Annotated in this window: 17 protein-coding genes; 7 read left to right on the top strand and 10 right to left on the bottom strand. The window is 60.0% G+C overall.

Annotation, left to right across the window (positions count from 1 at the left end; translation table 11 throughout):
- Window positions 1-384: 384 nt before the first annotated feature.
- Together AT6N2_RS21000 and AT6N2_RS20995 are read right to left on the bottom strand one after the other, a co-directional pair.
- On the bottom strand, window positions 385-1,014 hold the full coding sequence (locus AT6N2_RS21000) for an NAD(P)H-dependent oxidoreductase (protein WP_209091212.1): 630 nt from the start codon (window positions 1,012-1,014) through the stop codon (window positions 385-387).
- 211 nt (window positions 1,015-1,225) lie between these two features.
- Complete coding sequence (locus AT6N2_RS20995) at window positions 1,226-2,098, bottom strand: methylated-DNA--[protein]-cysteine S-methyltransferase (protein ID WP_209091210.1); 873 nt, start codon at window positions 2,096-2,098, stop codon at window positions 1,226-1,228.
- 200 nt (window positions 2,099-2,298) lie between these two features.
- On the opposite strand from AT6N2_RS20995, the gene AT6N2_RS20990 reads away from it, so the two are divergent.
- The 6 genes from AT6N2_RS20990 (at window position 2,299) to AT6N2_RS20965 (ending at window position 10,132) form a co-directional block, all read left to right on the top strand.
- Window positions 2,299-3,114 (top strand): MurR/RpiR family transcriptional regulator, encoded by an 816-nt coding sequence (locus AT6N2_RS20990; protein ID WP_144576616.1) that lies wholly within the window; start codon window positions 2,299-2,301, stop codon window positions 3,112-3,114.
- Window positions 3,115-3,316: 202 nt separating this feature from the next.
- Window positions 3,317-5,233, top strand: coding sequence for a bifunctional 5-dehydro-2-deoxygluconokinase/5-dehydro-2-deoxyphosphogluconate aldolase (locus AT6N2_RS20985; RefSeq protein ID WP_209091208.1), 1,917 nt, complete (start codon window positions 3,317-3,319; stop codon window positions 5,231-5,233).
- Entirely contained in the window at window positions 5,230-7,056 is a 1,827-nt protein-coding gene (iolD, locus tag AT6N2_RS20980) for a 3D-(3,5/4)-trihydroxycyclohexane-1,2-dione acylhydrolase (decyclizing) (protein WP_209091206.1), read from the top strand. Before AT6N2_RS20985 ends, iolD begins: the two co-directional genes overlap by 4 nt.
- A gap of 1 nt (window position 7,057) precedes the next feature.
- The gene (iolE, locus tag AT6N2_RS20975; protein ID WP_209091204.1) at window positions 7,058-7,966 is read left to right on the top strand and encodes a myo-inosose-2 dehydratase; all 909 of its coding nucleotides are present in this window, start codon (window positions 7,058-7,060) and stop codon (window positions 7,964-7,966) included.
- Window positions 7,967-8,155: 189 nt separating this feature from the next.
- Window positions 8,156-8,968 carry a 5-deoxy-glucuronate isomerase gene (gene iolB, locus AT6N2_RS20970; protein ID WP_209091202.1) on the top strand — a complete coding sequence of 271 codons (813 nt, stop codon included), beginning with the start codon at window positions 8,156-8,158 and terminating at the stop codon, window positions 8,966-8,968.
- Between the two features lie 36 nt (window positions 8,969-9,004).
- The gene (locus tag AT6N2_RS20965) at window positions 9,005-10,132 is read left to right on the top strand and encodes a Gfo/Idh/MocA family protein (protein WP_209091200.1); all 1,128 of its coding nucleotides are present in this window, start codon (window positions 9,005-9,007) and stop codon (window positions 10,130-10,132) included.
- A 103-nt stretch (window positions 10,133-10,235) separates the two neighbouring features.
- On the opposite strand, the gene AT6N2_RS20960 is transcribed toward AT6N2_RS20965, so the two are convergent.
- On the bottom strand, window positions 10,236-10,712 hold the full coding sequence (locus AT6N2_RS20960) for an Lrp/AsnC family transcriptional regulator (protein WP_063950531.1): 477 nt from the start codon (window positions 10,710-10,712) through the stop codon (window positions 10,236-10,238).
- Between the two features lie 229 nt (window positions 10,713-10,941).
- Between AT6N2_RS20960 and AT6N2_RS20955 the strand changes: the two genes are divergently transcribed.
- Entirely contained in the window at window positions 10,942-12,267 is a 1,326-nt protein-coding gene (locus tag AT6N2_RS20955) for an NAD(P)/FAD-dependent oxidoreductase (protein ID WP_209091198.1), read from the top strand.
- 80 nt (window positions 12,268-12,347) lie between these two features.
- Here the strand turns inward: AT6N2_RS20955 and AT6N2_RS20950 are convergent, their stop codons facing one another.
- The 7 genes from AT6N2_RS20950 to AT6N2_RS20920 form a co-directional block, all read right to left on the bottom strand.
- The gene (locus AT6N2_RS20950; RefSeq protein WP_209091197.1) at window positions 12,348-13,283 is read right to left on the bottom strand and encodes an ABC transporter substrate-binding protein; all 936 of its coding nucleotides are present in this window, start codon (window positions 13,281-13,283) and stop codon (window positions 12,348-12,350) included.
- Between the two features lie 158 nt (window positions 13,284-13,441).
- Window positions 13,442-14,380, bottom strand: coding sequence for an ABC transporter substrate-binding protein (locus AT6N2_RS20945; protein ID WP_209091196.1), 939 nt, complete (start codon window positions 14,378-14,380; stop codon window positions 13,442-13,444).
- Between the two features lie 21 nt (window positions 14,381-14,401).
- Complete coding sequence (locus AT6N2_RS24355) at window positions 14,402-16,213, bottom strand: amino acid ABC transporter permease/ATP-binding protein (protein ID WP_209091195.1); 1,812 nt, start codon at window positions 16,211-16,213, stop codon at window positions 14,402-14,404.
- A gap of 13 nt (window positions 16,214-16,226) precedes the next feature.
- Window positions 16,227-16,772 carry a GNAT family N-acetyltransferase gene (locus AT6N2_RS20935; RefSeq protein ID WP_209091194.1) on the bottom strand — a complete coding sequence of 182 codons (546 nt, stop codon included), beginning with the start codon at window positions 16,770-16,772 and terminating at the stop codon, window positions 16,227-16,229.
- A 21-nt stretch (window positions 16,773-16,793) separates the two neighbouring features.
- Window positions 16,794-17,981 (bottom strand): M20 aminoacylase family protein, encoded by a 1,188-nt coding sequence (locus AT6N2_RS20930; protein WP_209091193.1) that lies wholly within the window; start codon window positions 17,979-17,981, stop codon window positions 16,794-16,796.
- An 82-nt stretch (window positions 17,982-18,063) separates the two neighbouring features.
- Entirely contained in the window at window positions 18,064-19,404 is a 1,341-nt protein-coding gene (locus AT6N2_RS20925) for an LLM class flavin-dependent oxidoreductase (protein ID WP_209091192.1), read from the bottom strand.
- Between the two features lie 22 nt (window positions 19,405-19,426).
- Window positions 19,427-20,428 carry an LLM class flavin-dependent oxidoreductase gene (locus AT6N2_RS20920; protein WP_209091191.1) on the bottom strand — a complete coding sequence of 334 codons (1,002 nt, stop codon included), beginning with the start codon at window positions 20,426-20,428 and terminating at the stop codon, window positions 19,427-19,429.
- Between the last annotated feature and the right edge of the window lie 64 nt (window positions 20,429-20,492).

The following is a 20,492-nucleotide window of genomic DNA, read 5'->3' as shown; positions in this document are numbered from 1 at the left end:
TGGGAATGCGTGACGGATCGGGTCTCAAAAAATCCTGTTGCGGTGCTGAACCGCTCTCTTCATGCAGCCTTGCGGCACATTCGATGACAGCTGATTTTCCGGGTCATTTCGTCAGGCTTTCACTCAGAAATGCCGGGGATCGGCAATTCGATGGCGCATACTTGCCCGCACACGCCACCTTTTAACAGGGATGTTTTTTCAATTATCTGAAAAGAGGGGAAAAATCTACCGCAAAGCCGCGTAGGCGGCTCTGCGGCAGTCTGGAGCGCTTTTTGCGTTCTTCGAAGCGCAAAAATGCTTCAGCTCTTTGTGTGCCGCATTTCCGGACGGAAAACCGGATTCCACTTTTCCTGGAAATGCTTTAGCTTTCGCGATTGGGAGAAATCAGACGCGGCTGACGAATTCTTCGACTGGGCGGCGCACCTTCTTCAGGTTCACCAGCCAGTCGCCTTCCGGCTGGCGATAGCCGAGCGGCAGGATGGTAACCGAGCGCAGGCCCTTCTCCCGCAGGCCGAGGATTTCATCGAGCTTCGCCGGGTCGAAGCCTTCCATCGGGGTGGAATCCACGCCCTCAAAGGCGGCCTGCGCCACGGCCATGCCAAAGCCGATATAGGCCTGACGGGCGGCGTGCTCGAAATTCACTTTTTCATCGCGCTGCGGATAAGTGGACAGCAACATCTGACGATAGGCTTCCCAGCCTTCATTCTTGATGCCGCGCTCCTCGTTGACCAGATCGAACATGTGGTTGATCCGCTCTTCGGTGTAATTATCCCAGGCCGCAAACACCAGCAGATGCGAACCATCGGTCACCTGCGCCTGATTCCAGGCAATCTCGCGGATCTTGGCGCGCACGTCGGGATCGGTGACGACGATGACTTCAAAGGGCTGAAGACCGCTGGAGGTGGGCGCCAGCCGCGCCGCCTCGACAATACGCTCGACCTTGTCTTCAGACACAGCCTTGGAAGGATCCATTTTCTTGGTGGCGTAACGCCAGTTGAGTTTTTCGATAAGCATCTTCGTTTTCCCTGGGAGGACCAGCCCACATCGCCCCTTGACGGCGAGATGAGCGCTGCGCATCGCAGCCCGTCTCACATAGGGGGCGAGACGGCGGGCGCAAGCGGGCACTCAGGCGTTATCGAAAAAAAGTTTGGAAAGCTGACAATAAGAGGTCAGAACTTTTTTTAATCGAGCCTCTTCTCATCGGCTAACGAAGACGAGCACCGCCTCACACCTTGCCTGTTTCCCAGCCCAGCATTGCCCGTTTGCGTGTCAGGCCCCAGTGGTATCCCGTCAGCGCCCCGCTTTTACCGACAGCGCGATGACAGGGAACGACGAAAGACACCGGGTTGGCGCCAACCGCCGCGCCGACGGCCCGGGAGGCGGTGGGTTGACCGATATCGCAAGCGATATGGGAATAGGTGACGGCGCGACCCATCGGTATTTTCAGCAGGCTTTCCCACACGCGCACCTGAAAATCCGTGCCGAGCAGCACCATGCGCAACGGCCGATCCGCCGACCAGAGCGATGGCTCGAAAATACGGGCTGCATAGGGGGCGGTCGCTTCACGATCCTCGACATAACGCGCATTCGGCCAGCGGCCCGCCATATCTTCAAAACAGGCGCGCTCTTCCCCCGGATCGGCAAATGCACAGCCGGCAAGCCCGCGGTCGGTCACCATAACAAGGGCAAGACCGAAGGGCGACGTATGAAACCCATAGCGGATCGTCAGACCGCCGCCTTTTGCCTTCCATTCGCCCGGCGACATCGCTTCATGCGTGACAAACAGATCGTGGAGGCGTCCGGGGCCGGACATTCCGACCTCGATTGACGTTTCCAGCAGCGGCAGGTCTTCCTCACGCAGCAGTCTCTTGGCGTGATCGAGCGTGACCGCCTGCAAGAACGCCTTAGGCGAAAGGCCGGCCCAACGGGTAAAGGTCTTCTGCAACTGCGTCGGTGACTGACCGAGCCGTGCGGCAATGGCATCGAGGGAAGGTTGCTCGCGATAATCCAGCGTCAAAAGCTCAATGACCCCGCGCACCGTTTCATAATCGGAGCCGATGGGGGTGATGTCTTCGTTCAGCGAAATGTTGGCGTTCATCGCATGTCTCCTAACGCTTTATAGAAAACCATCAAAGCGTATCGGCCTCCACCCGTTTCTTGCGCCATCCTGCAATTACCGTCGTACCGCCGCATTGTCGACCGCCTGTGCATCCTGATCGACCCGTTAAAAACCCGATGGAATAAAAATTCCATTGAAGGTAAAGTGCCCGCAATTTTACGTGTCGCAAAGGGAAAACAATGACGGCAAGCGAGGCGCCAGATTCGGTGAAGGCTTTCGAGGAGCGATTGCTCCAGGTTGCGGAGGGCCTTCCGAAACGATTGCGGCAATGTGCCGACTATGTCGCCTCCAATCAGGACCGCATTGCTGTCTCCACCGTTGCCGAAATGGCCGAGGGGGCCGGCGTGCAGCCGTCAGCCTTCATGCGCTTCTGCCAGATCCTCGGTTTTTCCGGCTTTTCAGAAATGCAGCGGCTCTTCCGTGATTCCTATGTTGGTGGCTGGCCGGATTATGCCACCCGGCTCGATCACCTGCGCGAAAAGGGCGACGAGAGTGCTTCCGGTCTGCTGGCGGAATTCGTGGAGGCTGGCCGTTCTTCGCTCGAAATGCTGCTGAAATCGGTGGATACGCGGCAACTGGATGAGGCGGTTTCAGCGCTTGCCAAGGCACGCACCGTTCACATCATCGGTTTGCGGCGCTCGTTTCCCATCGCCAGCTATCTGGCCTACGCCTTCGAGAAGATGAAGGTGCCGGCGGTTCTGCACAGCGCGGTCGGCGGGCTAGGCAACGTCAGCGCCATCTCACAGGACGACGCGCTGATAGCGATCACCTTCTCTCCCTATTCCACCGAAACGCTGGAATTGGCTGAAAACGCCCGCTCCAATGGCATTCCGGTTGTCGCGCTTTCCGATTCCGCCGTTAACCCACTCCGAAAATCCGGTGCGACCCTGCTAACCGTCACCGAGATCGATTTTGGGGCGTTCCGCTCGCTTTCGGCCACTCTCTGTCTGGCCATCACGCTGGCGGTCGCTGTAGGCGCACGCAAAACCGCCTGAATATTTTTATTGAAAACGGGAAAAATAGAATTTATGATCCAAATTTATGAAACGGGCATTCCACGACCGTCCTTTCCGTAACGGCATCAGCGAGCAGAGGAGGCTCGCCGAAGCGGAATGGCGACAGCTGGCGGCACTCTGACCAGAACTGCCCGCACCATGAGGTACACCGCGTCAAAGCGCGGTGCTAAGGAGGAACCTTTTGAAAAAACTTGATCTTATCACGATCGGGCGCTCGTCTGTTGACCTTTACGGTTCGCAGGTCGGTGGCCGTCTGGAGGACATGGCCTCCTTTGCCAAATATATCGGCGGCTCTCCCACCAACATCGCAGCCGGTGCTGCGCGGCTTGGCCTTAACAGCGCCGTCATTACCCGCGTCGGCGACGAGCACATGGGTCGCTTCATCCGCGAACAACTGGTGCGCGAAGGCGTTGACGTGCGTGGCGTGAAAACCGACCCGGAGCGCCTGACGGCACTGGTGCTGCTCGGCATTCGTGATCAGAACCAGTTCCCTTTGATTTTCTACCGTGAAAACTGTGCCGACATGGCGCTGAGCGAAGACGATATCGATCCCGCCTTCATTGCCGAGGCGGCCTGCGTCTGCGCCACCGGCACACATCTGTCGCATCCGAAGACGGAAGCTGCGGTGCTGAAGGCGCTGAAACTCGCCCGCGAAAATGGTGCAAAGACCGCGCTTGATATCGATTACCGCCCCAATCTCTGGGGTGTGGCCGGCCATGGCGATGGCGAAAGCCGTTTCGTAGAATCGCAGAAGGTGACCGCCAAGCTGCAATCCACCCTGCATCTCTTCGATCTGATCGTCGGCACGGAAGAGGAGTTCCACATTGCCGGCGGCTCGACCGATACGCTCACTGCGTTGAAGGCCGTGCGCCAGGTTTCGAATGCCACGCTGGTGTGCAAGCGCGGCCCTATGGGTGCTTCGGTCTTCACCGGGGATATTCCCGCAAGCCTGGATGACGGGCAGACTGGCGAAGGTTTCCCGATCGAGGTCTTCAATGTTCTGGGTGCTGGTGACGGTTTCATGGCCGGGCTGTTCCGCGGCTGGCTGCGCGGCGAAGACTGGCCGACAACGCTGAAATACGCCAATGCCTGCGGCGCCTTCGCCGTCTCCCGGCATGGCTGCACGCCTGCCTATCCAAGCTGGGAAGAGCTGCAATATTTCTTCAAGGCCGGCATTCGCAACAAGGCGCTACGCAAGGACGAAGCGCTCGAGCAGGTACACTGGTCCACCAACCGCAAGGGCGACTGGGAGACCATGCGCGTCTTCGCCTTCGACCATCGCATGCAGCTGGAAGCGATCGCCGACGAGCTTGGCGTCAAGCACGAGCAGATCGGCGCTTTCAAGAAGCTTTGCCTCCAGGCTGCGCAAAAAGTTTCCGGTGGGGAGCCGGGTTACGGCATTCTCTGCGACGGACGCCTTGGACGTGACGCGTTGTTTGCGGCCAGCGGCTCCGGTCTCTGGATCGGCCGTCCGGTGGAATGGCCGGGCTCGCGCCCGCTGACGCTGGAACCGGAACTGGGCAAGGATTTTGGCGGGCTCTCCGAATGGCCGCTCGAAAATGTCGTCAAGGTTCTGTGTTTCTATCACCCTGACGACACCGATGAGATGCGCGCCGCGCAGGAAGAAACCGTTATACGGCTGTTCGAAGCGGCGCGTCGAAACCGGCTGGAAATGCTGCTGGAGGTCATTCCCTCCAAGGTCGGCCCGACCGACGATCTCACCGCCGCCCGCATCATCGAGCGTTTCTACGAGATCGGCGTTTACCCCGACTGGTGGAAGCTGGAGCCGATGAAAACCACGGCGGCGTGGAAGAATGCCTGCGACGCCGTGCATCGCAATGACCCTTATGTGCGGGGCATCGTCGTGCTTGGTCTCGACGCTCCGCAGAGCGAACTTGAAGAAAGCTTCCGCCTTGCGGCTGGCTTCGATCTGGTCAAAGGTTTCGCCGTTGGCCGGACGATTTTTGCGGACGCCGCCCGCGGCTGGCTTTCCGGCAAGATGACCGACGAGGAAGCGGTCAAGGATATGGCGCAGCGCTATACCAGCCTGTGCCGTATCTGGGATGAGGCGCGCGCCAAAAAGGGAGAGGCAGCGTGAAGACAGTAAGATTGACGGCTGCGCAGGCCATGGTTCGTTACCTGGCAGCGCAGATGAATGAACATGGCGAGACCTATATTGCGGGCATGTGGGCAATTTTCGGCCATGGCAATGTCGCCGGCATCGGCGAAGCGCTTTATGGTATCCGCGACGAACTGCCGACCTATCGCGGCCAGAACGAGCAGTCCATGGCCCATGCGGCCATTGCCTATTCCAAGCAGCTGCGCCGCAGACGGGCGATGGCAGTCACCTCCTCCATCGGCCCTGGTGCTGCGAACATGGTGACGGCGGCAGCGCTGGCCCACGTCAACCGCCTGCCAGTCCTGCTGATCCCCGGCGATGTTTTCGCTAATCGTGGCCCGGACCCCGTGCTGCAACAGCTGGAAGATTTCGGCGACGGCACGATGACGGTGAATGACTGCTTCCGCCCGGTCAGCCGCTATTTCGACCGCATCATGCGGCCGGAACAGTTGCTGACAGCGCTTCCCCGCGCCATGCGCACCATGACGGACCCTGCCGATTGCGGCCCGGTAACGCTCGCCTTCTGCCAGGATGTACAGGCGGAAGCCTATGACTATCCCGAAAGCTTCTTCGAAAAGCGGGTCTGGCGCCAGCGCCGTCCTGAGCCGGATGTGGTGGAATTCGAAGAGGCCGTCGCTGCGCTGAAGGCCGCGAAGAACCCCATCATCGTTGCCGGTGGCGGCGTTCATTTCGCCGGCGCAACGGAAACCCTGAAGCGCTTTGCCGAAACCCACTCCATCCCCGTTGTTGAAACACAGGCCGGCAAATCGGCATTGGCTTGGGATCACGACCTGAATTTCGGCCCCGTTGGCGTCACTGGTGCGGAAAGCGCCAACATCATCAGCGAAAAGGCCGATCTGGTCTTCGGTGTCGGCACCCGTTTTCAAGATTTTACCACCGGCTCCTGGGCGCTGTTCAAGAACCCGGACCGCAAAATCCTGGCGCTCAACGTGCAGCCCTATGATAGCGCCAAGCACGATGCGATCAGCCTGACGGCGGATGCCAAAATCGGGCTTGAAAAGCTCTCCGCAGCCCTCGGCAGCCACCGTTTTGCGGCGCCGGACGCGAGCCTCAAGGCAGCATGGTTTGAAAAGGCCGATGCCGATACGGCGGCGCCGGGCGAGGAGCACGCAAACAGCCTGCCCACCGACATGCAGGTCATCGGCGCGGTGCAGCGCCAGTCGCGCGACAATACCGTCGTCATGTGCGCGGCGGGCACCATGCCGGGCGAGTTGCACCAGCTGTGGAAATCCAAGCTGCCGCTCTCCTATCACATGGAATACGGCTTCTCCTGCATGGGTTACGAGGTGGCCGGCGGCCTCGGCATCAAGATGGCGGAACCAGACCGCGACGTGATCGTCATGGTCGGCGACGGCTCCTATATGATGATGAATTCCGAGCTTGCGACATCGGTCGCCATGGGCGTGAAGATCACGCTCGTCATCACCGACAACAGGGGTTACGGCTGTATCAACCGCCTGCAGATGGCCACCGGCGGCGCGCAGTTCAACAACCTCTACGCCCACACCAACGTCAATCCTATCGCTATCGATTTTGCCGCGCACGCGGCATCGATGGGCGCGGATGCGCGCAAAGTATCGACGATATCAGAGCTGGAGGAGGCGCTGGCAGCGGCCCGCGCTTCGACCCGCACCACCGTCATCGTTATCGATACCGACCCCTACCCGACACCGCAGGCCGGTGGCCACTGGTGGGACGTCGCCGTTCCCGAAACATCGGAGCGCCCGGAAGTGACCGATGCGCGCGCCCGTTATGAAAACGCCCTGAAAGAAAGAAGTTAAGATGATCCGTTACGGCACCAACCCCATCGCCTGGTCCAATGACGACGACCGCACGCTGGGCGCCCATATCAGCCTGGAGCAATGCCTTGATGAAACCGCCAAGATCGGTTTCGACGGCATCGAAAAGGGGCACAAATTCCCGACCGACCCGGAAGGCCTGAAGGGCGTGCTTTCGCCGCGCGGCCTCTCCTTCGTCTCGGGCTGGCACTCGCTGAACCTTCTGACCGACGATATCGAATCCGAAAAGAAGGCAATGCAGCCGGCGCTTGACCTGCTGAAGGCCATGGGCTCGAAGGTCATCATCGTCTGCGAGACCTCCAACGCCATCCATGGCGCAGATGACACGGCGCTGGTCGACCGTCCGCGCCTTGCGGCCGAAGACTGGGCGAAGTTTGGCGCCGGTGTCGAGGCACTGGCCGCCTTTGCCGCAGAACAGGGCATCACCCTCGTTTATCACCACCACATGGGAACGGTGGTCGAGAGCGAAGAGGAAATCGATCTCCTGATGAAGCATACCGGTCCGAAGACGCATCTGCTGCTTGATACCGGCCATTGCCTGTTCGGCGGCGGCGATCCTGTTCGCGTCGCGCAGAAATACATGGGCCGCGTTGGCCATATTCATGCCAAGAACGTGCGCCCGGTCATTGCCGATCAGGTCCGCAACGGGCGGCTCTCCTTCCTCGAAGGCGTTCGCCGCGGCGTGTTCACCGTGCCTGGCGATAGCGAAGGCGGCGTGAACTTCCCGCCGGTACTGAAAGTGGCGGCCGAGCATGGTTACAGCGGCTGGCTGGTTATCGAGGCCGAGCAGGATCCTGACGTGCGCAACCCGTTCGAGTATCAGAGCCTCGGGCTGAAATCGCTGAAGGCTTTTGCGCGCGAAGTGGGGCTGGATAAGGCTGAAGCTGCTTAAGCTGAGCCGACAGCGGGCTATACACCGCGCGCGTCATACCGGCCTTGAGCCGGCATCCAGCCAGCCCAAGTTCTTTGGGTTGAGAAAACTCTCCCCGCCGCGCGGACGCGCGTCGGCTGGACCCCGGCTCAAGGCCGGGTCACGAGACGGCAAGAACCGACGAACGACTGACCAAAAAGGAACGCCACCATGACCTCACTTCTGCGCAAGCCGGTCGCGACCAGCGGCAAGGTGCACGATATCACGCCCCAAAGCGCGGATTGGGGTTATGTCGGTTTCGGCCTTTACCGACTGAAGCCGGGCGAGACGGCAGCGGAGAAAACTGGCGACACGGAAGTCATCCTCGTGCTGGTCGAAGGCAAGGCGACGATTTCCGCAGGCGGTAAGGATTTCGGTGAACTCGGCGACCGCATGAATGTGTTCGAGCGCAAGCCGCCACATTGCGTTTATGTTCCGGCCGGCTCCGAATGGTCGCTGACCGCCACGACTAATTGCACCGTCGGCGTCTGCACCGCACCCGGCAAAAAGGGCAGCCGCGAGGCGCAGCAGATCGGGCCTGACGGTGTGCAGCTGACGGAGCGCGGCAAGGGCGCCAATACGCGCTACATCTTCCCCATCGCCATGGAAGAGCGCGATGTGGCCGACAGCCTGCTGGTCACGGAGGTCTTCACGCCCTCGGGCAACTGGTCTTCCTATCCGCCGCACCGTCATGACGAGGATAACTACCCCGACATGACCTATCTCGAGGAGACCTATTACCACCGCCTCAACCCGGCGCAGGGTTTCGGTTTCCAGCGCGTCTTCACCGAAGACGGTTCGCTGGACGAGACCATGGCGGTATCGGACGGCGATGTCGTGCTCGTGCCAAAGGGCCATCACCCCTGCGGCGCGCCCTATGGTTACGAGATGTATTATCTGAACGTGATGGCGGGGCCGATGCGCAAATGGCGCTTTAAGAACCACCCGGATCATGACTGGATTTTCAAGCGCGATAATCCCTGAAGCATTCAATCATCACATCTCTGGGAGGAGAATACCATGGCCGCTCTTGGCGTGGGCCTTATTGGCACGGGTTACATGGGCAAGTGCCACGCGCTGGCGTGGAATAACGTCACGAGTGTCTTCGGCGATGTGGAACGCCCACGCCTGGTGACGCTTGCGGAGGTCAATCCCGAGCTCGCGGCGAAGAAGGCCGCCGAATTTGGTTTTGCCCGTTCGACAGGCAACTGGCGCGACCTGCTGGCCGATCCCGAAATCGACGTGATCTCGGTCACCACGCCCAACGCCTTCCATCCGGAGATGGCGATTGCCGCGCTTGAGGCCGGCAAGCATGTCTGGTGCGAAAAACCGATGGCGCCTGCCTTTGCCGATGCAGTGAAGATGCGCGATGCGGCCCGCCGATCCGGCAAGGCAGCGGCGATGGGTTACAACTATATCCAGAACCCCGTCATCCGCCACATCCGCCGCCTGATCGACGAAGGCGCGATCGGCAACGTCTATCACGTCCGCGCCGAAATGGACGAGGACTTCATGGCCGACGCGACCCAGCCCTTCTACTGGAAGAGCGAGGCGTCCTCCGGTTATGGCGCGCTGGACGATTTTGCCGTCCACCCGCTGTCGCTGCTTTACGCCCTGTTCGGCCACGCGCAAAGCGCCATCACCGATATGGTAAAGCCCTATGAGACCCGCCCGCTTGCCGGCGGCGGCGAGCGCGCCGTCGAGACACATGATCTTGCCAGCGTTCTCCTGAAACTTGAAGGCGGCATTTCCGCCGTGCTCATTGCCAACCGTTCCGCCTGGGGCCGCAAGGGCCGCATCGCCATCCAGATTTATGGCTCTACGGGATCGATCCTGTTCGATCAGGAACGGATGAACGAGTTCCAGCTTTACACCACGGATGGACGCGCGGAAGAACAGGGTTTCCGAACTATCCTCACCGCGCCCCATCACAAGCCCTACGACCGCTTCATTCCCGCCCCCGGCCACGGCCTCGGCTTCAACGACCTGAAGGTGATCGAATGCCGGGAGCTGATCGCGGCGATCGAGGGCGAGAAGGCCTATATCATCGATTTCGAGGAAGGGCTGAAGATCGAGCGCAGCATTCACGCCATGGCCCGATCGTTTGCCGAAGGGCGCTGGGTGGGCGCCGACGAGATCGCGGAATAGGTTCGGGCGCTCGCCGTCGCGACCGCCATGCTGGGAACAGTTCCTATCTAGCAGGACGTGCCGGTCAGCGACACCGGTGCGCGGCCGCCGCGCACCGCCCAGCTCAAAGCGGAAACAGGCTGGTGAGCGGCATGTGGGTTTTGACAATTGGGGATTTCAGCACCACGAAGCTGAAATATTTGTCGATACCGACATCCATATCGGTCAGCCGCTCCATGATCGACTGGTATTCGACAATGCCTGACGTCACGAATTTCAGCAGATAGTCGTAGCCGCCGGAAACCAGGTGGCATTCGATGACCTGGTCGATCTTTTCGACGACGCCGAGGAAGCGGGCGAAATCGATCTGCCGATGATTCTTCAACGTGATTTCCGTAAACACCGTCAGCGTCTGGCCGAGCTTGTTCACGTTGATCTGTGCGGAATACCCACCGATATAGCCCTCCGCCTGCAGCTTTTTGACCCGCATCAGGCAAGGGCTCGGAGAGAGGTTGACGAGCTCTGCCAGCTCCACATTGGTGATACGACCGTTCTTCTGCAACTCGTAGAGAATCTTGATGTCGATTCGGTCAAGCTTCATCATCTGCGGAACCCCTCAATGTCTTTTATCGATGCAGCATAAAATTCTGGCACCTTTGAAGAAATCTTACCACACGGGCAACATCTGTCGACGTGGAGTTATTTTTTTGGTGCAGCATAAAGAGTTGCAGAAACGCTTCCGAACGGCAGGAGATTCCGATGAGAGGCGCAGTCTGGCAGCGTTTACACGTCAGGTGCGGTAAATTGGGACCAACAGAAGGAGTTCGACCATGCCCGCGCCGCTGCAACAGATAACGACCTCGCCGGAACTGCCCAACTCCGCGGATGCCGTCATTATCGGTGGCGGCATCGTCGGTGTCTTTGCAGCCTATTATCTCGCACGGCGGGGACTGAAGGTCGCTCTGGTGGAAAAAGGCCTCATCGGCGGGGAGCAATCCAGCCGCAACTGGGGTTGGTGCCGCCAGCAGAACCGCGATGCGCGTGAATTGCCGATCTCGACCAGAAGCCTCGCGCTGTGGGAGGAATTTGGCAAAGAAAGCGGCGAGAATACGGGCTTCCGTCGCTGCGGGCTGTTTTACCTGAGCGACAACGAGGCAGAGCTTGCCGGTTGGGCACGCTGGCGCGACTTTGCAATCACAGCCGGGGTCACTACCCATATGTTGAGCGCCGATGAGGCGAGCGAACGCGGCGGTGTCACCGGCAAGCGATGGAAGGGCGGCGTATTTTCACCAACCGACGGCACGGCCGATCCGTCCATGGCGGCACCATCAGTGGCACGCGCCATCATCAAACTGGGCGGGACGGTGCACCAGAACTGCGCAGCACGCGGGCTCGAAACCGAAGGCGGCCGCGTCAGCGCCGTCGTCACAGAACGAGGTACGATCCGCACCAGGACGGCCATCATGTCCGGCGGTGCCTGGGCCTCATCCTTCTGCCGTCAACTTGGTATCCGCTTTCCGCAAGCGTCGGTGCGTTCGTCCATTCTCGCCGTCACGCCCGGAGCGGAAGGCCTGCCGGATGCTCTTCACACCGCGGCCGTCTCGGTTACAAAAAGAAGCAATGGTGGCTACACGCTCGCCATAAGCGGGCTTGGTCGCATCGACCCGACAGCCCAGCAGATGAGATTTTCCCGCGAGTTCGTTCCGATGTTCGTCAAACGTTGGAAAAGCCTGCGCCCTGGCGGCCTGGAAGGCGTTCGTGGCGGCCACGAAACCTTGCGACGCTGGCGTCTGGATGCACCAACCCCAATGGAGCGTGTGCGCATCCTCGATCCGAAACCCAATGCAGCCGCTATCAAGGAAACACATGAAAGGGCTCTCAAGCTTCTGCCAGCCCTCAAAAACACCCGGATTGCGGCCGCATGGGCGGGTTTCATCGACAGCACACCGGACGGTGTGCCGGCGATTGGCGAAACGACGGAGTTGCCGGGCTTGATCCTCGCCGCAGGCTTCAGCGGCCACGGCTTCGGCATCGGCCCGGGCGCGGGCCATCTCATCGCCGATATCGTGACGGGATCGAACCCGATCGTCGATCCAACGCCCTATCAGCCCAGCCGCTTCCTCAACTCATCCTGGGGCAAGGTTGCGGATTTCTAGAGCGCGAGGGCCGGAAGCAGCACTACCCGCAGGTCCTTGCGCCTGTGGGTGGCATGGTCCACCGCATCTATATCCATCAATCAACTTTTCGGCAGGCCGGGCGGATTGGTCCGCGATTCCGGAAGAGCCTCTTCCGAAAGCTGCCAGCGATCCAGAATCTTTTTGTAGGCGCCGCTCTTGATCAGATCGTTTGTGGCGAGCGTCAGCGCATCGGCCAATCCGGAACCCTTGCGGGTGGTGATGGCAACATCGGAGCGCTCCGGCCAGCCGGCAGAGAGCGTTCCGACGCGCTTGATGGTCTTGTCGCGGGCGGCAATGAAAACCAGCTGCGCGTGCGGCTGGACGATAACGTCTGCGCGCCCTGCGGAAAGCGCCACGAGCCGCGTGGCCTCGTCGTCATAATATTGCAGCTCTATCGGCTTCAATCCGGCGGCGACATTCTCATCGCTCCATTTCAGCAGGATGCGCTCCTGATTGGTGCCCGCGCCGACGATGATCCTCAAGCCTGCGGCATCCTTGGGCTCATTAATGGCCCCTATGCCGCTGTCGGACTTGACGAAGAAGCCATGCAGCCCCTGCCGGTAAGTGGAGAAATCGAACTTCTCCTTACGCTGTTCCGTTACACCTACATTCGAGATAACGGCATCATATTTGCCGGAAGCCAACCCCAGTGGCCAATCCGCCCAGGCGACGGGCACCAGCTCCAGTTCAAGGCCGAGGCTATCTGCCACGGCGAGGGCATAATCGGGGTCTGCTCCGACCACGGTCTTCGCATCCGTCGCATAGGTGGCGAGCGGCGGTCCGCCCGGCGACACTGCGACGGTAAATTTTCCTGGCGTGACGAACTTATAGTCCTTTGGCAGCGCGGCGATGGCGCCGACGTCCTTTTCAACCCTGATACGGCCCGGCTGATCGGGAGAGAGATCGAAAACATCGGTTGCCGAAGCAGGTCCAAAGCCACCGGTGGAATAAATGGCGGCAAGCATTGCCGCGACAAGGCGAGAGGTGAACGTCATTGTGGTTCCCGATTAAACGCTTGCGGGACGGAGATAGCGCGGGCGGGAGGATGCCCGCGCTACCGGCTGAGTGATGTCCCACTTTCAGCTCAGCATTTGGCAACTCAGCTTTCGGCCACCCAGCGTTTGGCAACCCAGCTTTTCGGCAAACTTGCGCTTCAGCTCTTTGGCAGGCCGGGCGGGTTGGTGCGGGATTCGGTGATGGCTTCCGAGCCGAGATTCCAGCGGGCAAGTACCTTGCCGTAGTTGCCGTTCTGGATCTGGGCGTTCAGTGCCGCGGTGATAGCTTCGGCAATGCCAGCGTCCTTCTTGGAGGCGACTGCGATTTCTGCAGCTTCCGGCCATCCGCCGGAGAAGGTGCCGACGAGTTTGGTTTTCTTCTGGCTTGCTGCCTGGAAGGCAGAAGTCGCATTGGGTCCGAGATAGGCGTCCGCGCGGCCCGACTGCAGGGCGACATCGAGTACCGCCTGATCGTCGTAATATTGCACCTCCGTGTCGGCGAGCCCCTTGGCCTTGTTGTCCTTGATCCATTTCAGCAGGATCTGCTCCTGATTGGTGGCGGCGCCGACGATGACCTTCAAGCCCGCCACATCCTCCGGCTTGCCGATCGATGTCACCTTGCTGCCGTTGCCGACGTAAAAGCCAAGCAAGTCATTGCGGTAGCTGGAGAAATCGAACTTTTCCTTGCGCGCTTCAGTCACCGTGATGTTCGAGGCAACCGCGTCGTATTTCCCGGATGCCAGCCCGAGCGGCCAATCCGCCCAGGCAATCGGAACAAGCTGCAGCTCAAGCCCGAGACTGTCTGCGACCAGCTGGGCGATATCCGGCTCCACACCGATAGGCGTCTTGGTGTCACTCGCATAATCCACAAGCGGCAGACGGAAGGGAACGGTGGCGACCGTCAGTTTTCCATCAGCGATAAACTTGTGGCCGGCTGGCAGAAGCTTGATCGCCTCTTCCACCTTTTCGGCCCGCACCCGGGCCTTCTGCTCAGGCGACAGGTTCACTTCCTGCGCATGGGCGACCGGGACGAGGGAAGCGGTGGCGGTGAAAAGACCTGCCGCGAACAGGGACAATAATTTCGATGAAAATGCCATGAGTGTTTCCTTTGTTGTTGATTAGAGAACTTTTGCGAGGAATTCGGCGGTCCGGGGATGATCCGGGCTGTTGAAGAGCTTTTCCGGCGTGCCGACTTCGAGGATGCGGCCCTGTTCCATGAAGACGACCGTGTCGGAGACTTCGCGTGCGAAACCGATTTCATGGGTGACGATGATGAGCGTTACGCCGGAGCGCGACAGCTCCTTGATGACATCAAGCACCTCGTTCACGAGCTCAGGATCGAGCGCGGATGTCGGTTCATCAAAGAGCAGCACCTTCGGTCGCAGGGCGAGCGCGCGGGCAATGGCCACACGCTGCTGCTGCCCGCCCGAGAGCTGGCGAGGATATGCGCCTGCCTTTTCGGCCAGACCCACGCGGGCGAGAAGATCGCGCGCCTCGACCTCGGCCTGTTCTTTAGAAATGCCGCGAACTGCGACCGGCGCTTCAACGATGTTTTCAAGTGCGGTGAGATGGGGGAAGAGGTTGAAGCTCTGGAACACCATGCCCACCTCGACGCGACGTTTCAAAATGTCCTTTTCTTTCAGCTCATAAAGCGTGTCGCCTTTCTGCCGATAACCGACCAGCTCGCCATCGATCGCGATGAAGCCATCATCGACCCGCTCCAGATGGTTGATCGAGCGCAGCAGCGTCGACTTACCCGAACCAGACTGGCCGAGGATCGTGGTGACACTGCCGGCGGGAATGGAAAGGCTGACATCGTCAAGTACCTTCAGCGTCCCGAAAGATTTGGAAACGCCGTGGATGCTGACCGAGCCGCCGCGGTTGCCAAGATGGAAATGGGCAGCGCGTACCGGCACCGTCTGCTCAGTCTTCGCAATAGCGGGCTCCGCCGCATCAGGTGCAGTCTTGCGCGGCAGGAAGGTGCGAACAATCGTGGCGAAGGGTGATGGCGGCGGATTGCGCAACGCCCCGCGTGAGAAATGCCGCTCGATATGGTGCTGGACAATGGAAAGCGCCGTCAGGATCACCAGGTACCAGACGGTGGCGACCATCAAGAGCGGTATCACTTCCAGATTTCGCCGGTAGATGATCTGGATCGTGTAGAACAGCTCCGGCAGGGCGAGGATATAGACCTGCGACGTGCCCTTGGCGAGGCCGATAATGTCGTTGAAGGCCGTGGGCAGTATCGAGCGCATGGCCTGCGGCAGAACAATCCGGGACGCCTGTCGGCGGCGGGGAAGGCCCAGTGCGGCGGCTGCTTCGAGCTGTCCCTGATCGACCGACAGGATGCCGCCACGCACAATTTCCGAGGCAAAGGCGGCCTGATTGAGGGTAAGACCAAGGACCGCGGCCGCAAAAGGCGTCATCAGCTGCGTGGTGTTCCAGCTGAAGAAATTGATACCGGTATAGGGCACGCCGATCGTGACGGTCTCGTAGAGATAACCGAGATTGTTAAGGATCAGTAGAAGCACGATCAGTGGGATCGACCGGAAAATCCAGATATAGGTCCAGGAAACGGCTACCAGCAATGGTGAACGGGAAACACGGGCAAGCGCCAGCAACGTTCCGAGCAGGAAACCAAACAGAGCGCCAAGAGCAGTCAGCAGCAATGTCCGGCCGAGCCCGACCAAAACCGGCTCAGCAAAGAACCATTCGGCAAACACGTTCCAGCCCCAGCGCGGATTGCCGAAAACAGAATGCAGGACGGCCGCGATGACAAGAATAGAGAAAACCGTGCCCACCGTCCGTAGCGGGTAACGCGCCGGCACGATGCGGAAATGGGAATAGCCGCTTTTGGCCAACCCGCTCTCGAGAGGAGGGGCCTTCGGGTCGTTCAACCCAACATGCGGAAAATCAGAAGCTATGGTCATCAGAACGGGCCTTTCACGGATGGGCCGGAGAAAGTTGCGTCTGGCCCCCCAGTATCGGCGTTCGATCCAGAACTGTGCCGGACAGCCATTTTTCGAAGGGCAGCGATTTGATTGTCTCGGGATCGGCGGTCGTGTCGAAAAGAGCCCGATAGCCGTTGGTAAGGTAGAGCCCCACCGCCTCCGGCTGGCGGAACCCGGTTGTCAGGTAGACGCGGGCATAACCCTGCCGCGCCGCCTGTTCTTCAAGTTCCCGCAAAACGAGTTTTGCGAGCCCCTGGCGGCGATGAGCGGAATGGGTCCAGACACGTTTGAATTCTGCGGTTTCATCGTCGTGACGCATGAAGGCTCCACCGGCGATCGGCTTGCCATCCCGCAGGAGCAGCAGGAAATTTCCCGAAGGCGGGCTGAAGGCCTCCGGCGGATATTTGTTCAGTTCCGCCTTGGCGCCTTCCGCGTTGAAAAAGGTGCCGTAACGGCTGTCGTATTCGAACAGCAACTCCTCCAGAAGTGGGGTTGCGAGCGGATCTTTGACCGAGGTGTAGAGAAAACTGTCGCTCATGTCCTTATCCTCAATTTTGCATCAGGAGAGGTAGGCTTCGGCCAGGCGCACCCAGAAGCGCGCGGCCGGCGCGATGACCGCGTCATTGAAATCGTAGTGAGGGCTGTGCAACGGTGCGCTTTCGCCATTGCCGACGAAGAGGTAGGAACCCGGCCGCTCCTGCAGCATGAAGGCGAAATCCTCGCTCGCTGTCCGCGGCTGGAACGTTTCGGCAATCTGCGCGGACGGGAAATGCCTTCTGGCGACCTCACGGGCGAAGACCGTCTCCTGGGCGTGATTGATGACCGGCGGGAAACCACGGGAGTATGAGACATCGGCCCTTGCGCCGAAACTTTCCGCCTGCGCTCTGGCCAGCGCCGGAAGACGCTCCTCCAGCCTGTCGCGCACGGCGGGCGAAAAAGCCCGGGCGGTGATCTGCAGCTCGACACTCTCGGGAATGACGTTGGAGGCGGTTCCGCCATGGATGGAGCCGACCGTCAGCACCGCCATCTCGCGCGGATCGACATTGCGCGAAACGATGCTTTGCAGGGCGGTAATGAAGCTTGCCGAGGCAAGAACCGGATCGACCGTCTCATGAGGCGACGCTCCATGCCCGCCCCTGCCGATGATCTGCACCTTTGCCTTGTCGACGGAGGCCATCGCAGGACCTTCGACGAAGCCGAACTGCCCGGTTTCCACACCCGGCCAATTGTGCAGGCCAAAGACGGCATCGACGGGAAAGCGCTCGAACAGCCGATCCTTGATCATCGCCCTTGCTCCGGCTCCGATCTCTTCGGCAGGCTGAAAGATCAGGGTCAAAGTCCCTGAGAAATTCGATGTTTCGGCGAGATAGCGAGCGACAGCAAGCAAGATCGTCGTATGGCCATCATGGCCGCAGGCGTGCATGATGCCAGGTGTTCCACTGGCATAGGCAAGGCCTGTCTCTTCATGGATCGGCAACGCATCGATATCGGCGCGGATGCCGAGGCGTTTTTCACCATGGCCACGTCTGAGCGTGGCGACGACGCCATGGCCGCCGACACCTTCCGTCACCTCATATCCGAAAGACAGGAGATAACGGGCGATGAGCGCCGCCGTGCGCGTCTCCGTCAGCGAAAGCTCCGGATGCCGGTGAAGATCGTGCCGGATGGCGATGCTTTCCTCGATGAAGGCAAGGATTCCCCGTTCGACGTCGTCCTGCGGACGCGCGCCGTCAATGCGGATATTCATGGTTCTGTCTCCTGCGCAGCGTTTTTTTCGCCGCGCCTTGAAATCTTTGCCGGGCTGCGATCACCGCCGCCCGGCCGCAACCTTATGCGATGGCCTTTTCCGTGTTGCTTTCGCCGCTGGAATAGACGCTTTCCTTGAAAGGAAGGCCGAGGTGATCGCGCAGCGTCGCGCCTTCCAGATGCGGATCGAAATATCCGCGGCCTTGCAGCACCGGGATGACGAGGCGGACAAAATCGTCAAGCCCTTCGGCGATCACCGGAAAGCCGAGGATAAATCCATCGGCGGCGTCATGCTCCACCCAGCGGATGATTTCATCCGCCACTTTGTCTGGCGTGCCAATAAAGCCTTCGCGCGGGGTGGCGGCTTCCAACGCCGCCTCGCGCAACGTCTGGTTCTTTTCCTTCGCCCGGCGCTTGATGCGGTCGGTCGTCGAGCGAAAGCTGTTCTTGCCGATCTCCCCAAGTTCGGGAAATGGCTCATTCAGCGGATAAACACTGAAATCATGATGATCAAAGAAGCGCCCGAGATAGGCGAGCGCATCCTCAATGGTGATGAGGTTACGGATCACGTCATATTTCGCCTCCGCTTCCTCCTGTGTCTCGCCAACGATGGGCCCGATGCCGGGAAAAATCTTGACGTCGGCAGCCGACCTGCCCTGCGCGACAGCACTCTGCTTCACGCGCTTGAGGAAGGTCTGGTTTTCCTCTAGTGAGGCAGAATTGGTAAAGACGGCATCGGCATGTTTCCCCGCGAGGCCGATACCGGCATCGGATGAACCGGCCTGGAACACCACTGGCTGGCCCTGCACCGAGCGCTGGATGTTGAGCGGACCCTCCACCTGGAAGAACCGACCTTTGTGGCTGAGGGTGTGGAGTTTGGCGCGATCGAAAAACTGCCCGGTCTCGCGGTTGCGCACGAAGGCGTCATCGTCCCAGCTATCCCAGAGACCCTTGACCACTTCGAGATATTCATCGGCAATCTCGTACCGCAACGCGTGTTCCGGGTGATTGCGGCTATAATTCTTCGCCGTGCCTTCAAGCGGTGTCGTAACCGCATTCCACCCAGCGCGACCGCCGCTCAGAAGGTCGAGAGAAGCGAACTGACGGGCAATGGTGAAGGGATCGCTGTAGGAAGTCGATACCGTGCCCGCGAGACCGATCTTCGATGTGACGGCGGCGAGCGCCGAGAGGATCGTGAGCGGCTCAAACCGGTTGAGGAAATGCGGGATCGACTTCTCATTGATGTAGAGCCCGTCCGCCACGAAAGCGAAGGCGATTCCGGCCGCTTCCGCCTTCACGGCGTTCCTTTTGAAAAACTCGAAATTGACGCTGGCATCCACCGGGCTCTTGGGGTGTCGCCAGGCGTTCATGTGCCCGCCTGGACCCTGAAGCATGATGCCGAAACGGATTTTCTTTTTCGTCATATCATAGGCTCCTGAAAGAAAATCACGCCGCCCGTGACAGGCGGTGCGTGGCCAAAAGTTCGATCGAGGCGAGCCTTTGATCGGCCCCGACGTGAGGCGGCTCGATGATGAATTCTTCAATCCCGTGCTCTTCAGAGAGGGCGCGAAGCGCCTTGTGGATGCCCTCAGGGCCGCCGTGCAGGATGTTAGGCTTGCGCTCTTCGATGCGGTAATCAACGTCGCCTAATTGACGTGCAAATTCCTCCGCCTGCTCGCGGCGGCCGAGATTGAAAGCCCTGCCGTCGCTCAAGAATACCCGGTAGATGCGCTGACCCTCGACCTGTCTTGCCGCATGAGCTGGGTCGCTGGCGGCAAACACGGAGAGAGCAACGATGGGCGCCCGGCCACCGCTTTCCGCGCGAAAAGCCGAAAGGCTGCGACGGAGGACGTCGGTATCGCCATTCAGATGACCGGCAAAGACGAAATTCCAGCCCTTGGAGGCGGCAAGTCTTGCGCTTTCGGGACTTGCACCCAACAAAAACCGCTCAACCGCCACTGGCGGCACCGGGGTCGCCTGTAAGCCGGCCTGTGCATGTCCTTGAGGTGCTGCGCCCGACAAAAATGTCGTAAGCTCGCCGAAAGCGGCCTCAAAATCCGGCTTGCGGTCAGGATCGTAAGCCTGCTGGAGGGCCGACGTCGCCAGCGGCAACCCGCCCGGTGTCTTGCCGACACCAAGATCAACCCGGCCCGGTGCCAGCGACGAGAGCACGTTGAATACCTCTGCAACCTTATAGGGGCTGTAATGCTGCAGCATCACGCCACCCGACCCGACGCGGATGCGGGAGGTCTTCGCGAGGACCCATGCGACAAGCGCCTCTGGTGCAGAGCCGGCAAGCTCGGGCGAATTGTGATGCTCAGCCACCCAGAAACGCTTGTAACCCAGCTCCTCTGCCCGTCTGGCGAGGTTGATTGTGTCGCGGAACGCGCTCGCGGCGTCCTCTCCTGTCGGGACCGGGCTTTTATCCAGCAAACTGAGCGTATACATCGTCACCTCGCGCTTTTGATGGATACTTTGTCTACCGATTTTATAGACTAATAAAGGATGTTCG

Origin of the sequence: Agrobacterium tumefaciens (assembly GCF_017726655.1) — a bacterium.
GTDB classification, from domain to species: Bacteria; Pseudomonadota; Alphaproteobacteria; order Rhizobiales; family Rhizobiaceae; genus Agrobacterium; species Agrobacterium tumefaciens_B.
This window is presented reverse-complemented; position numbering and strand designations above follow the sequence as displayed.

What these genes read in the sequence shown, in the direction of transcription:
- AT6N2_RS21000 (WP_209091212.1), bottom strand. Translation starts at nt 1,014, where the DNA reads ATGCTTATCGAAAAACTCAACTGGCGTTACGCCACCAAGAAAATGGAT.
- AT6N2_RS20995 (WP_209091210.1), bottom strand. Translation starts at nt 2,098, where the DNA reads ATGAACGCCAACATTTCGCTGAACGAAGACATCACCCCCATCGGCTCC.
- AT6N2_RS20990 (WP_144576616.1), top strand. Translation starts at nt 2,299, where the DNA reads ATGACGGCAAGCGAGGCGCCAGATTCGGTGAAGGCTTTCGAGGAGCGA.
- iolE (WP_209091204.1), top strand. Translation starts at nt 7,058, where the DNA reads ATGATCCGTTACGGCACCAACCCCATCGCCTGGTCCAATGACGACGAC.
- iolB (WP_209091202.1), top strand. Translation starts at nt 8,156, where the DNA reads ATGACCTCACTTCTGCGCAAGCCGGTCGCGACCAGCGGCAAGGTGCAC.
- AT6N2_RS20965 (WP_209091200.1), top strand. Translation starts at nt 9,005, where the DNA reads ATGGCCGCTCTTGGCGTGGGCCTTATTGGCACGGGTTACATGGGCAAG.
- AT6N2_RS20960 (WP_063950531.1), bottom strand. Translation starts at nt 10,712, where the DNA reads ATGAAGCTTGACCGAATCGACATCAAGATTCTCTACGAGTTGCAGAAG.
- AT6N2_RS20955 (WP_209091198.1), top strand. Translation starts at nt 10,942, where the DNA reads ATGCCCGCGCCGCTGCAACAGATAACGACCTCGCCGGAACTGCCCAAC.
- AT6N2_RS20950 (WP_209091197.1), bottom strand. Translation starts at nt 13,283, where the DNA reads ATGACGTTCACCTCTCGCCTTGTCGCGGCAATGCTTGCCGCCATTTAT.
- AT6N2_RS20945 (WP_209091196.1), bottom strand. Translation starts at nt 14,380, where the DNA reads ATGGCATTTTCATCGAAATTATTGTCCCTGTTCGCGGCAGGTCTTTTC.
- AT6N2_RS24355 (WP_209091195.1), bottom strand. Translation starts at nt 16,213, where the DNA reads ATGACCATAGCTTCTGATTTTCCGCATGTTGGGTTGAACGACCCGAAG.
- AT6N2_RS20935 (WP_209091194.1), bottom strand. Translation starts at nt 16,772, where the DNA reads ATGAGCGACAGTTTTCTCTACACCTCGGTCAAAGATCCGCTCGCAACC.
- AT6N2_RS20930 (WP_209091193.1), bottom strand. Translation starts at nt 17,981, where the DNA reads ATGAATATCCGCATTGACGGCGCGCGTCCGCAGGACGACGTCGAACGG.
- AT6N2_RS20925 (WP_209091192.1), bottom strand. Translation starts at nt 19,404, where the DNA reads ATGACGAAAAAGAAAATCCGTTTCGGCATCATGCTTCAGGGTCCAGGC.
- AT6N2_RS20920 (WP_209091191.1), bottom strand. Translation starts at nt 20,428, where the DNA reads ATGTATACGCTCAGTTTGCTGGATAAAAGCCCGGTCCCGACAGGAGAG.